The sequence below is a fragment of the Mycobacterium sp. SMC-8 genome (assembly GCF_025263565.1).
Classification (GTDB): domain Bacteria; phylum Actinomycetota; class Actinomycetes; order Mycobacteriales; family Mycobacteriaceae; genus Mycobacterium.
The window spans coordinates 1,928,045-1,940,849 of sequence record NZ_CP079865.1 but is presented as its reverse complement, the minus strand read 5'-3'; the positions used below and the strand labels follow the sequence as shown (position 1 = coordinate 1,940,849).

The window sequence follows — 12,805 nt, the reverse complement described above, 5'->3', positions numbered from 1 at the left end:
GTTCGGCGTTAATTCCCCCGGCGATTGCGCAGGTCGAGCGCGACGTCGGTGATCATGTCCTCCTGGCCGCCGACCAGACCCCGGCGACCCACCTCGACCAGAATGTCGCGGGTGTCCAAACCGTAAGTGGAAGCCGCATTTTCGGCGTGCCGCAAAAAGCTCGAGTACACGCCTGCGTAACCCAACGTCAGCGTCTCCCGGTCGACCTGCACCGGTCGGTCCTGCAGCGGGCGCACCAGGTCGTCGGCAGCATCCTGCAGCCCGAACAGATCACAGGAATGCTTCCACCCCAGCAGATCTGCCACCGCCACGAACGGTTCGATCGGGCAGTTTCCCGCGCCCGCGCCGTGGCCGGCCAGCGACGCGTCGACGCGGATGACGCCCTCCTCGACGGCGACCACCGAGTTCGCCACCGACAGCGACAGGTTCTGGTGTGCATGGATTCCGATCTGGGTGTCCGGTTCCAGCACCTCCCGGTAGGCCCGAACCCGATCGCGGACGGCGTCCATGGTCAACCGGCCGCCGGAGTCCGTGACATAGACGCAATCGGCACCGTAGGACTCCATCAACTTCGCCTGCCTGGCCAACTCCGGCGCCGGCGCCATGTGGGACATCATCAGGAATCCGGACACGTCCATGCCCAGTTCCTTCGCCTTCGCGATGTGCTGGGCGGAGACGTCGGCCTCGGTGCAGTGCGTGGCCACCCGCACCGACGTCACGCCCAACTCATGGGCGCGCTTGAGTTCGTGAATGGTGCCGATTCCGGGCAGCAGCAAGGTGGTCAGCTTCGCCCGGTGAATCACCGCCGCGGCGGCCGCAAGCCATTCCCAGTCGGTGTTGCTGCCCGGGCCATAGGTCAGCGAGTGTCCTGCCAGGCCGTCGCCGTGGGACACCTCGATCGCGTCCACACCCGCCCGATCCAGTGCCGCGGCGACCGCCGCGACATTCTCCGGAGTGATCCGGTGCCGGATCGCGTGCATCCCGTCACGCAGCGTGACGTCCTGAATATAAAGGGCCAGACCGTCATTCGCAGTCGCCCGGGTCGTAGTCATCTCGCTACGCCTCCACCTTCTGAGCCGCGATCGCGCGGGCTACCCGCAGCGCCGCGGACGTCATGATGTCCAGGTTTCCCGCGTAGGCCGGCAGGTAGTGCGCGGCGCCCTCGACCTCGAGGAACACCGACACTTTCCACAGCGGCCCCAAGGCATCGGTAAGGGTCGCCATCGATTCCTCGACCTTGGTGAACTGCACCGCCTGCTTGAGCCGGTATCCCGGCACATAGGTGGCGACCGTGGCCACCATCGCCTCGATCGAATCCACGATTTCGTCCTTGCGGTCCTCGCCGACCAACGCCAGCACCGTGTCGCGCATGATCAACGGGGGCTCAGCACGATTCAAGATGATGATCGCCTTGCCGTGCACGGCACCGCCGACCTGCTCTATCGCCTTCGAGGTGGTCTCGGTGAACTCGTCGATATTGGCCCGGGTTCCCGGACCGGCCGACTTTGACGCGATCGAGGCGACGATCTCGGCCCAATACACCGGTGTCACTTGTGAAATGGCTGCGACGATCGGGATGGTTGCCTGCCCGCCGCAGGTCACCATGTTGAGGTTCGGAGCGTCGAGGTGTTCCTCGAGGTTGACCGGCGGCACGACGTACGGGCCGAGGGCGGCCGGCGTCAGGTCGATCAGCCGTTTACCGAATGGGCGCAACACCGAATCGTTGTACTCGTGCGCCTTGGCCGAGGTTGCGTCGAAGATGATGTCGATCTCGTCGAACCGCGGATGCTCGACCAGTCCCTGCACGCCGGTGGAGACGGCGTCGATGCCGAGCCGCTGCGCCCGGGCCAGGCCATCGGATTCGGGATCGATACCCACCAGGGCGACGGTCTCCAGTTCCTCACCGGCGAGCCGCTTGATCTTGATCAGCAGATCGGTGCCGATGTTTCCGGAACCGATGATGGCGACTTTTGTGCTCATCCTTGAAGTTTCCCCGGGCGACGGCACACACTCAATACATGAGTCCCGAAGAACGGAACACTTCGCGAGCCGATTCCTCGACATCGGTGGTGCGACGGATCTCGGCGCTGCTGGCCGCCTTCGAGCCCCATGAGACCGGCCTCGGAGTGAACGAACTGGCGCGCCGGACCGCCATTCCGAAAGCCACCGTGTCACGGCTCGTCAAAGATCTCGAGGGGGTCGGCTTCGTGGAGCGCAACGGAAGGAAAGTGGTTCTCGGGCTCCGACTGTTCGAGTTGGGTGAGCGGGCATCCCGGCGACGGTCGGTGCGGGAGGTGGCATTGCCTTTCATGGCAGATCTGCGGGAGGCCACGAGGCAGACGATCCATCTGGCGATTCTCGACGGCACCGATGTCGTCTACGTGGAGATCCTGCGTGGACGTGACGCCCCGCGATTCCCCTCGGCGGTGGGCCGCCGCCTTCCGGCGCATGCGACCGGCGTCGGCAAGGCGCTCCTAGTGTCATGCGTCATTAATTAGTTTACAGTGTGGGATGATGGTGTATGCCGTCATCTGCGCTGGTGATCAGTTCTGAGGATCGCGTGACGTTGGAGTCGTGGACGCGGTCGACGACGGCATCTGCCGGTCATGTCGAGCGGGCCCGGATCGTGCTGGCGGTGGCTGATGGTGCCGGCACCTCTGGCGCAGCCCGGCAGGTGGGAGTCTCGCGACCGACGGTGATCAAATGGCGGGATCGATTCGCCGCGTACGGGATTGATGGACTTGCCGACGAGCCTCGCAGCGGTCGACCCAAGACTGTCGACGACGCGGCGATCCTGGCAGCCACCCTGGAGCCGCCGCCGGAGGTTCTGGCGGTCACCCACTGGTCGAGTCGACTGCTCGGTAAACACCTCGGCGTGGGGGACGCCACGGTCGCCCGGGCCTGGCGCCGTTACGGGGTCAAACCCTGGCGCCGGGAGACCTTCAAGTTCTCCACCGACCCGGAGCTGGAGGCCAAGGTCCGCGACGTAATCGGCCTCTACTTGAACCCGCCGACCAACGCGATCGTGTTGTGCGTAGATGAAAAGTCCCAGATTCAAGCCCTCAACCGGACCCAGCCGATCCTGCCGCTGCGTCCCGGGTTGCCCGAAAAAGCGACCCATGACTACCAGCGCAACGGCACCGCCACCTTGTTTGCCGCACTCGAGATCGCCACCGGCAAGGTGACCGACCGCTGCTATGAGCGGCACGGCAAAGCGGAGTTCCTCGACTTCCTCAAAGCGGTCGCCCGCGCTTACCCCCGACGGAAACTGCACGTGGTGTGCGACAACTACCACACCCACAAGCATGCCGACATCAACGCCTGGCTGGACAAGAACCCCCGCGTGACACTGCATTTCACGCCGACCTCAGGATCCTGGCTGAACATGGTCGAGGTGTTCTTCTCGATCATCACCCGCCAAGCCATCCGCCGTGGCTCGTTCAACAGCGTCAAAGAACTGATGGCCGCCATCGCCGCGTTCATCCAAGGCTGGAATCAGCGCTGCCACCCATTCGTGTGGACCAAATCCGCAGACGACATCCTGCCCCATACCCGTAAACCAAATTCAGACGCGAGACACTAGCCGGGTCGTCGAGCGATGTGATCGACGCTGTGATCGCGTTAGGGCTAAGGCGAATCGGCCCCAGAACGATCACATCGTCCGCGGCGCTGCGGCGCCAGTTGGCGTGGATCAAATCCAGTGGCATGGCCTACGAGCACGAGGAATCCGCTGTCGGGGTCGCCTGCGTTGCCAGCGCCATCCACCTCGATGACGGACCGCCGATCGCCGCGGTGTCGGCATCGGGATGGATCGGCAAGGTCGACATCCGGCGCATGGGCCCAGCCGTTCGCACCACCGCCCTGAGCATCGCGCGGGTGCTTGCCGCCGCCGAACCGATGTGATGCACACCGTGGTGGCAGATAGGTCCCCCATAAGGGGCCTCCGGTTCAGATCTCGTTCCGAAACCGCTGGGGAAAGAACGTTTCGACTTACTCTGCTGCAATGACGTTGACTCCCTTCACCGTGAACATTCCCGACGCCGCAATCTCGGATCTGCGCGAACGCCTGGCGCGGACACGATGGCCTGAGGCGGAGACCGTCGACGACTGGTCACAGGGCATACCGCTGAACTACGCCAAAGAGGTCTGCGGTTACTGGGCGAGCGATTATGACTGGCGCCGTTTCCAATCCAAGATCAACGCCTTCGAACAGGGCATCACCACCATCGACGGTCTCGACATCCACTACATCCACGCGCCGAGCCCGGAACCGAACGCCAAGCCGCTGATCATCATCCATGGCTGGCCTGGGTCAGTGGTCGAGCACCTGGACATCATTGAGCCGCTGTGTAATCCAGTCGCGCACGGCGGCAGCGCCGAGGACGCCTACCACGTAGTGGTGCCCTCGCTGCCGGGCTTTGGATTCAGCGGCAAGCCCACCTCAGCCGGCTGGTCGGTCGCCCGCATCGCATCGGCCTGGGCGGAACTGATGAAGGGGCTGGGATACGAGCGCTTCTACGTCCAGGGCGGCGACTGGGGTGCAGGCATTGCTGCGACAATGGGTTACGCGCAGACCGAGTCGGTGGCCGGCGTCCACGTCAACCTGGCGCTGTGCAGCCCGGAGGAGCTGATGAAGCTCGGCGAGCCGACCGCCGAGGAAATGGGCCAGCTCGGCAAGTTCCAGAACTACCTCGACTGGGAAAGCGGCTACTCCCAGCAGCAGAGCACCCGGCCACAGACACTGGGCTACGGCCTGACCGACTCCCCCGCCGGGCAGTGCGCCTGGATCCTGGAGAAATTCAAGGCCTGGACCGATTGCGACGGCCATCCGGAGAACGTCATCTCCCGCGACACCATGCTCGACAACATCTCGCTGTACTGGTTCACCGCGACAGCGGCCTCCTCGGCCCGGCTTTACTGGGAGAGCTTCAAAGGCCTGCTCACCGATTTCACCCCGGTCACGGTGCCGGCTGCCTACAGCTGCTTTCCGGAGGACCTGTTCACCATGACCGAGCGGTGGGCCAGAACCCGATTCGCGGATCTGCGGTATTACAGCCAGCCCGACCGCGGCGGTCACTTTCCCTCACTGGAGCGGCCGGAGACGTTCATCACCGAGGTGCGCAACGGCTTGCGTGCGCTGCGCTAGCGCCCCGGGCTCGGTGGACCGGCCGCATAAAACTGGCCGATGAGCTCGGACCGGTTGACGGCTCCCGCCTTGCGCAACATGTGCTGAACATGCGACTTGACCGTGCTTTCGGCGATGGCGAGCTGCTCTGCGATCTGCTTGTTGTCGAGCCCGGCCGAAATCAGCGTCATGACCTCGCCCTCCCTGGCAGTGAACTCGCTCTCCACGCTCACCAGCGGTGGCGAGTTACGTCTGTCCGTCTCGTCAGCGGACGGACCGGCCTGTTCTCGACCGACCAACTGCATCAGGTCGACGCTGGTATCCGATTCCGTCACCGCGTGCTGCAGGGCCGAGAGTGCCTGTCGGACCTGCGCGGACCGAGCATCGAGGCGCCGCCGAATTCTCACCAGTTCGAGGTGGCCGCCGAGGCAATTGGCATATCGGCCCAGCCGAACGCTCAAATCTGGATTGCGGCAAAGTGACGACGCAGACTCGGCGGCGTAGATCAGGCCGACGATCCTGTCCTCAGCCACGACGGGTGCGATCGCGAACGAACTACGGCCCATGAGTTGTGAGACCGCGACCGGCTGCGGACCATCACCCGGACCGCGCACTCGGGCCGCCTGACGACGCTCCGCCACGCCCCGTTCGATCGAGAGCCGGCTGAGCGGCTCCTCGGCTGTGACCCGGGGTCGCGTTTTCCGGGACCCGGCCCGGAAGCTGCTGACCGGCACCCAATTCTCCGCATGGATCCACGCGAACAACACTCGCTCGCTGCCGCATCCACGGGACGCCCCTTCGCAGATCTGCTCAGCGTTGTCCTGGTCGGTACGCAATGACGGCAGCCGCAGCAAGCTAGCCGCGAGATCCTCCCGGGCCCGCTCGGCTTCTCGCTGACGGCATTGGCGCCACTCGTGGTCGAGATCGGCGACCTCCACAGCCATAGATACCAGCGTGCGCGCAGTCGCCGTGTCGTCGACTCGACGCTGGGTTTCCTCGACGATCTGCGGAATGAGACGCCGGAACAATTCGTCAATCCGGCTCGGATCAGCCCTCAATTCGGACATCGACACCGGCGGGATGCCGATCGACCGTGACGCCTTGCGGGTGAACCTCGCGAGATCTGCCGCGACTTCCGGTCCGGAGCGATGTCGGCTGGGCGCTCGGTAAATCACGTCGCACCAACCTCCTTGGGAACTGACTGCAGGTACGTGGCGACCGCACCGGCGCGACTGGTGGCATGGAGTTTGCGCATGATGTTCTTGACGTGGCTCTTGACGGTTTCCACAGACAACACCAACTCCTCGGCGATGGCATGGTTCGTCGCGCCGCTTGCCATCAGTCTCACGACCTGGCGCTCGCGTTCGGTGAGAGTCCGGCCGTGCTTGCCCGGCTCCGGGTCGTCATGTGGCGGAACCACCACGTCGCCGAGAGCGTCCAACGGGGTCCCCGCAGGAGACGTGACGGCGGGTCCGTCGAGCGCGTCGATGATCGCCCTTAACCCGGCAGTCCACCGGGCCCGTTGTTGCGCCACCAGCTCATTCAGGACTGCGTGCTCGAACATCACCGCGAACCCGGCGGCGAACAGCGCGATGCTATCTCGATCGCTCTGGGAGACTTCCCCGCGTTGGCCGATTCGGTCGGCATGGAAGAAACCGATCACTCGCCTCTTGGCCACAATCGGGGCCGCGACATATGACGTCGTCTTCGTCACTTGTACCAGTGGCTTATACGCGTGCGGGCTGGTCTCGGACACGAGCACCGGCAACCGATGCCGCACCATCTGGGTTTCCGGCAGCAGGTGAGCGAGCGGTATCTCGTTGTCATTCTTTGCGAATCGCGCGAATTCGGCGGCATCCGGATCGGCATGATCACTGGGGCGCATGGTGTCCGGCATCCATCTCGAACCTCGGGCCGACGAAATCATCACCCTGGTGAAGCCGCAGGCTTCGCGCAGTTCCGCAGGCGCCCGGCGTGACATCTCCGCACTGGAGCCCAGGCCGCGAAGCCGCTTGAGCGCGCTTGTCACTGCGGAGTCCGCGCGTTCTCGCTCAGCGGAGTCATGGATGTATAGCCGTCGCCGTTCGCTGACGATGTCGGCCACCACCGCCAGCAGCGCGGGACCGTCCGGAGATTCAGCCAGTGCGGCTTTGACCTCAGAGAGCAGATCGTCGAGCCGGTGGCGCGCCACCGGGTCGGTGAATGCGTGAGCCAGCAGCGCCTGACGGCGCGCGTCTCCCGACCTGCTGATGATCTCCTCAGCCCGAGAGATGATCTCGCTCGTTCTTTCCACCTCATACCTCCGCAAGCCGAGTCCCGCATCTGGGATTCAAACACACGAATCATTGTTTTGAGCGATGAACATCACCCATTGGGCTGACGTAGATGGCGGGCCGGCTTCTCACACTGGTATCCGCCGCAGCCTGCCCGCTGCGGCCAAACGCTTCGGCCGAGGAGTTCCATGACGGGGTTGAACTTCGCGATCAGCGAAGAGCAAGCGGCGTTGGTCGACGTCGCCTCTCGCTTCGCTGAGCGACAGCTCGCCCCTTACTACAAGCAGCGCGAACGAGAGGGCCGGTACGACCGCGACACCCTGCGCGCAATGGGCGCTCTGGGCCTCTTCGGAGTGGAATTACCTGAGGAGTTCGGCGGACTCGGAGTTGACTGCACCACGACGGGTCTCGTCCTCGAGGCGATCTGCCGGTCGGACTACAACATCGGTCAGCTCCTGGTGACGATGTCCTTGAGTGGAGCCGTGCTCGCCGCGCACGGCGACCCAGAAGTCGTCGGTCCGTGGTTACGCATGATGACGGCGGGCGAGGCGATACCGGCGATCGCACTGACCGAACCGGGCAGCGGGTCGGACGCGGCCAGCCTGACAGTGCGCGCCATCCGGGACGGCGACACCTACATCCTTGACGGCGAGAAGAACTCAGTCACCTTCGCCACCCAGGCCCAGTTCGCGATCGTCTGGGCCCGCACCGGCACTCCGGCCAGCGGTGCGCGGGGTATCAGCGCCTTCCTCGTACCCATGGATGTCCCGGGTATCAGCGCGACCGAGTTCGACGACCTCGGCGGCCGCTGCGCCGGCCGCGGAGCGGTCTTCTTCGACAACGTCGTCGTTCCGGCCGATCACTTGATCGGCGGTCAGAACAAGGGCTTTGTCCAAGTGATGCAGGGTTTCGACTACAGCCGCGCTTTGATCGGGCTGCAGTGCCTCGCCGTTGCCCGGCAGTCCCTGGATGAGACCTGGAAGTCCACCAGCGAGCGCACGAGCTTCGGCCGACCGCTCATCGCCAACCAGGGCGTGTCATTCCCCCTGGCCGAGGCGGAGACCCAACTCGAAGCATGCCGACTGCTCTGCCTGAAAACGCTGTGGCTCAAAGACAATGGACTACAGCACACCGCCGAAGCGGCAATGTGCAAGTGGTGGGGGCCCAAACTCGCGTTCGAGATCGTACAAACCTGCCTGCTCCTGCACGGACATGGCGGCTGGAGCGAGGAGATGCCCTTCGCTCAGCGGCTACGCGACGTCCTCGGGCTGCAGATCGGGGACGGCACCGCACAGATCATGAAACTGGTCATAGCCCGGCAAAAAGCCGGCCGAGATGCGGTCGCGACATGACTCAGGAAGAAGGACGCCCCATGCCGAAAGTGATCTACGAGAAGCGTGGGCAGATCGCCTACGTCACGCTGAATCGGCCAGAGGTCCACAACGCGATCGACACCGAGACCGACGAGTTGCTCTTCGAAGCATGGACGCGGTTCCGCGACGACCCCGAGGTCCGCGTGGCGATCCTCACCGGCTCGGGCGACACCACTTTCTGTGCAGGCGCGGATCTCAAGACCCATGTCGATTCGTGGCTCAACGCCGGGCCCGACCTCGGACGCAGCGTGCTGGAGAAAGGGTTCGCGGGCCGGATCACACGTGGTCTACACCGCACCCCCAAACCGATCATCGCCGGGTTGAACGGCTGGGTGATCGGCGGCGGCATCGAACTGGCACTGGCCTGCGACATCCGAGTCGCTTCCGAGCGGGCCAACTTCGGGTTCTTCCATATTCGCCGAGGCATGCACTTCGCCGACGGCGGCATCGTCCGACTGGTCAACACGGTCGGCGTCGGCATCGCCATGGAGCTGGAACTGATGGGTGAACCTATCGACGCGCAGCGCGCCAAGGAGATACATCTGGTCAATCGCGTTGTGCCACACGATCAGGTCATGGCGACCGCAGAGGAGATCGCGGCCAAGATCCTGCGGAATCCGAGGGCCGCGGTGGAATCGGCAAAGCAGACGATTCTCGAGGTCATTGGACGGCCGCTGGACGATCAGCTGCGACTCGAATGTCTGTACGGCTACGCGACGATGGGCGACCCGGAGATCGTCGAGCGCAAGGAGGAGTTCATCCAGCGCCGCGACCAGGACCGCGCCACGACGAACTCCGACACCTGAAAAGAGACGAAACGTGCCTTACGATTCCATTTACCGGCAGGACCTGTTCGCCGGCCGGACAGTCATCGTCACCGGCGGCGGCAGCGGCATCGGGCGCTGTACCGCGCACGAGTTGGCCTCTCTCGGAGCGCATGTCGCGATAGTCGGACGCAGTACCGGCAAGCTCGAGCGGGTCCGCGGCGAGATCGAATCCGATGGGGGCTCGATATCAATCCATATCGCCGATATCCGTGACGAGGACTCGGTCATCGCCACGGTCGAGCAGGTGCTGGTCGACCGGGGGCGCATCGACGGCCTGGTCAACAACGCCGGAGGCCAGTATCGCGCTCCGATGAAGTCCATCTCGACGAAGGGCTTCGAGGCGGTCGTCCGCAGCAATCTGACCGGTGGATTCATCGTGATGCGCGAGGTCTACAACCGGTGGATGGTCGACCACGGCGGCTCAATCGTGAACATGATCGCCGACATCTGGCACGGCTGGCCACACTTCTCCCATTCCGCCGCCGCCCGCGGCGGAATGCTGACACTCAGCGAGTGCGCCGCAACGGAATGGGCGGAGTCGGGTGTTCGGGTCAACACCGTCGCCCCCGGCTCGATTGCCTCGCAAGGTCTGGACACCTACGAAGCCAAGGACACCGCGTTCATCCAGAACGATCTGACCCCCGGTATCCCCCTGCAGCGGTTCGGAACCGAGGCCGAGGTGTCGGCCGCGATCGTATTCCTGCTGTCCCGGGCGGCAAGCTACATCACCGGATCGTGCATCCGGATCGACGGCGGCGCCCCCAACGCCCGACGGGGATGGTGGGATCTGCAGCCCGCCACGAACAACGAGGCGTTCGATGGGTTCCACCGATCGTCGCTGCCCGAGATCCTCAACGAGGTGCGATGAGTACCGGCGTCGCAGTACTCGGCGGTACGGCGGGCGTCGGGCTGGAGACGGCGGCCCAGTTCGCCGAGCAGGGCGCTCGGGTCGTGATCCTCGGCCGCAACGACGCGAGGGGGCAATCGGCCCGAGAACACGTTCTGGCCCGCGCGGCCAACTGTGACGTGAGCTTTGTCCGCGTCGACGCGGCAGACCCGCACGACGCAATGCGCGCTGAGGCGGAATGTCGAGCGCTGCTCGGATCAATTGACGTACTGATGAATACCACCGGTCCCCGTGACCACCCGCGACTGTTGCACACCATCCCGATCGAGACTGTCCAGCAGCGCATCACCGAGATCATCCTGCCGCCACTGCACATGATGCAGGCGGTCTTACCCGCCATGCGGGACAATCGCAGCGGCTCGATCATCAACGTGGCCTCGGACGCCGCCAAGGTCGCCACGCCCGGGGAAACACTGATCGGTGCGGCGATGGCGGCGATCGTGATGTTCTCCAAAGCCGCTGCCCTGGAGGTCAAGCGCGAAGGCGTGCGCATCAATGTCCTCACCCCGTCGCTGATCTCCGACACCCCGGGCGCGGCGCTGATCGGCTCGGATCCCTTCAGCGCAAAGCTGTTCGAGAAGGCTGCCGCCATGGCACATCTGGGCGTCGCCACTCCGGACGACCTCGCGTCGATGGCGCTGTATCTCGCGAGTCCTGCTGCCGCCCGAATCACCGGGCAGGCGATCAGCATCAACGGCGGAATATCCGTGGGCTGAGGAGACTTCACATGTGGCTGTACGCAGAGATCAAGACGCTCGGTGATATCCCGCGGCACTATGCGCGGACTGAGCCCGGTCGGCTCGCATTGCGTGACGATACCGGCCGGATGTCGTTCGCCCAGTTGAACTCCCGCTCGAACCAGATCGCGAATGCACTTGCCGGTCTCGGCGTTGTGGCCGCAGACCGCGTCGCATTTCTGGCCAAGAACACCGCCAGATACTTCGAGGTCCTGTTCGCAGCCAACAAGCTGGGTGCGGCCCTACTCCCGGTGAATTGGCGGCTGGCCGCTCCAGAGATCGAAGAGATCTTGGCCGATGCGAAGCCTCGGGTGCTCATCGCGGATCGCGAGTATCTGGATCTCGCCAAAGACCTCGCCACCTCAAGCGGCGGAGATCTACGGGTCATCGGATTCGACTCGGCCCGAACGGGAACCGACGAGTTGGACACCCTGACCCGCGCGGCTCCGACGGAGGACCCAGCCGTCGACGTCAACCCCTGGCACACGGCCATCCTGATGTACACCTCGGGCACGACCGGCCGGCCCAAGGGTGCGCAGTTGTCCCACCAGGGCTACCTCTATCTGCGGCTCTGCGAGCATCTCGAGCCGTCCTTCGGCTATACCTCCGATGACCTCATGCTGACCGTCATGCCGCTGTTTCACGCCATGGGTGTCGGACTTGCCCTGCAGGCGCTCTACAACGGAGTTCCGGTGGCGGTCCACTCCATGCCGACACCCGCACGGCTCATCGAAATCATCGCGAGCGAGCGACCCACGGTGGTGCCGTTGGTCCCCACCGTGATCCAGATGCTGCTCGACGACCCGGCCGCCGCCCGTGCGGACTATTCATCAGTACGGCTGATCATCTACGCAGGCGCGGCTATCGGGCTGAGCCTGCTCAAACGTGCTCTGGCCGAAATCGACTGTGATTTCGCGAATTTCTACGGCGCCACCGAGACGAGCGCCGGCGTAACGGTCCTGTCGGCCGCTGACCACCGACTCGAAGATGAGACCGTACTGCAGTCTTGCGGCCGCCCGCTGCCGTTAGTCGAGATCAAGATCGCCGGCACCGACGGTGGTGAGTTGCCGCCCGGCGAAGTAGGCGAGTTTCTGATCCGTTCACCGTCGCTGATAACCGGGTACTTCAACCGGCCTCAAACGACAGCGTCCGCCTTCCGCGACGGTTGGTACTACTCCGGCGACTGCGGATACCGCACCACCGATGGATTGCTGTTTCTCGTCGACCGGATCAAGGACATGATCGTGACCGGGGGATCCAACGTCTACTCCACCGAGGTCGAACAGGTCGTGCTGCGCCTCGACGGCGTCATGATGTGCGCGGTCGTCGGCCTACCGGATGAGAAATGGGGCGAACGGGTGGTCGCGGTCGTCGTCGCCGAGCCGAGTTCGGGACTGTCCGAAAACCGGGTCATCGAGCACTGCCGTCCACTCATTGCCGGCTACAAGGTGCCCAAACAAGTCCACTTCACCGACTCGCTGCCCTTAACCGCCAGCAACAAGGTGCTCAAACGCGCACTGCGGGAGAGCCTGCTGGGCGATTCCCTATGACCGCGCACCCGAA

General features: G+C 64.4%; 13 protein-coding genes. 9 read left to right on the top strand and 4 right to left on the bottom strand.

Translation table 11 applies throughout. From position 1 onward, the window contains the following. Positions 1–8: 8 nt before the first annotated feature. Both dmpG and KXD97_RS09440 read right to left on the bottom strand, forming a co-directional pair. Entirely contained in the window at positions 9–1,052 is a 1,044-nt protein-coding gene (dmpG, locus tag KXD97_RS09445) for a 4-hydroxy-2-oxovalerate aldolase (RefSeq protein ID WP_260756449.1), read from the bottom strand. Positions 1,053–1,056: 4 nt separating this feature from the next. After that, entirely contained in the window at positions 1,057–1,980 is a 924-nt protein-coding gene (locus tag KXD97_RS09440) for an acetaldehyde dehydrogenase (acetylating) (RefSeq protein ID WP_260756448.1), read from the bottom strand. A 38-nt stretch (positions 1,981–2,018) separates the two neighbouring features. On the opposite strand from KXD97_RS09440, the gene KXD97_RS09435 reads away from it, so the two are divergent. The 4 genes from KXD97_RS09435 to KXD97_RS09420 all read left to right on the top strand — a co-directional run bounded on the left by KXD97_RS09435 (position 2,019) and on the right by KXD97_RS09420 (position 5,146). After that, a complete protein-coding gene (locus KXD97_RS09435; RefSeq protein ID WP_260756447.1) occupies positions 2,019–2,498 on the top strand; it encodes an IclR family transcriptional regulator in 480 nt (159 codons plus the stop codon). 23 nt (positions 2,499–2,521) lie between these two features. Then, on the top strand, positions 2,522–3,583 hold the full coding sequence (locus KXD97_RS09430) for an IS630 family transposase (protein ID WP_260754080.1): 1,062 nt from the start codon (positions 2,522–2,524) through the stop codon (positions 3,581–3,583). 17 nt (positions 3,584–3,600) lie between these two features. After that, a complete protein-coding gene (locus KXD97_RS09425) occupies positions 3,601–3,903 on the top strand; it encodes an IclR family transcriptional regulator C-terminal domain-containing protein (RefSeq protein ID WP_313901367.1) in 303 nt (100 codons plus the stop codon). Between the two features lie 100 nt (positions 3,904–4,003). Next, positions 4,004–5,146 (top strand): epoxide hydrolase family protein, encoded by a 1,143-nt coding sequence (locus KXD97_RS09420; protein ID WP_260756445.1) that lies wholly within the window; start codon positions 4,004–4,006, stop codon positions 5,144–5,146. Here KXD97_RS09420 and KXD97_RS09415 read toward each other — a convergent pair. Both KXD97_RS09415 and KXD97_RS09410 read right to left on the bottom strand, forming a co-directional pair. Next, complete coding sequence (locus KXD97_RS09415) at positions 5,143–6,300, bottom strand: LuxR family transcriptional regulator (RefSeq protein WP_260756444.1); 1,158 nt, start codon at positions 6,298–6,300, stop codon at positions 5,143–5,145. The two genes, KXD97_RS09420 and KXD97_RS09415, sit on opposite strands and share 4 nt — an antisense overlap. Continuing rightward, a complete protein-coding gene (locus KXD97_RS09410) occupies positions 6,297–7,316 on the bottom strand; it encodes a response regulator transcription factor (RefSeq protein WP_260756443.1) in 1,020 nt (339 codons plus the stop codon). Before KXD97_RS09410 ends, KXD97_RS09415 begins: the two co-directional genes overlap by 4 nt. Positions 7,317–7,586: 270 nt before the next feature. Here KXD97_RS09410 and KXD97_RS09405 point away from each other — a divergent pair, with 270 nt between their 5' ends. From KXD97_RS09405 to KXD97_RS09385, 5 genes are read left to right on the top strand one after another with little or no spacing between them, the layout of a single operon-like run. Next, complete coding sequence (locus KXD97_RS09405) at positions 7,587–8,750, top strand: acyl-CoA dehydrogenase family protein (protein WP_260756442.1); 1,164 nt, start codon at positions 7,587–7,589, stop codon at positions 8,748–8,750. Positions 8,751–8,770: 20 nt separating this feature from the next. Continuing rightward, the gene (locus tag KXD97_RS09400) at positions 8,771–9,577 is read left to right on the top strand and encodes an enoyl-CoA hydratase/isomerase family protein (protein ID WP_260756441.1); all 807 of its coding nucleotides are present in this window, start codon (positions 8,771–8,773) and stop codon (positions 9,575–9,577) included. 13 nt (positions 9,578–9,590) lie between these two features. Continuing rightward, positions 9,591–10,466 (top strand): SDR family oxidoreductase, encoded by an 876-nt coding sequence (locus KXD97_RS09395; RefSeq protein WP_260756440.1) that lies wholly within the window; start codon positions 9,591–9,593, stop codon positions 10,464–10,466. Next, positions 10,376–11,221, top strand: coding sequence for an SDR family NAD(P)-dependent oxidoreductase (locus KXD97_RS09390; RefSeq protein WP_396884893.1), 846 nt, complete (start codon positions 10,376–10,378; stop codon positions 11,219–11,221). The genes KXD97_RS09395 and KXD97_RS09390 overlap by 91 nt, the downstream gene beginning before the upstream one ends. A gap of 11 nt (positions 11,222–11,232) precedes the next feature. Next, the gene (locus tag KXD97_RS09385; protein WP_260756438.1) at positions 11,233–12,792 is read left to right on the top strand and encodes a long-chain-fatty-acid--CoA ligase; all 1,560 of its coding nucleotides are present in this window, start codon (positions 11,233–11,235) and stop codon (positions 12,790–12,792) included. Positions 12,793–12,805 lie beyond the last annotated feature (13 nt).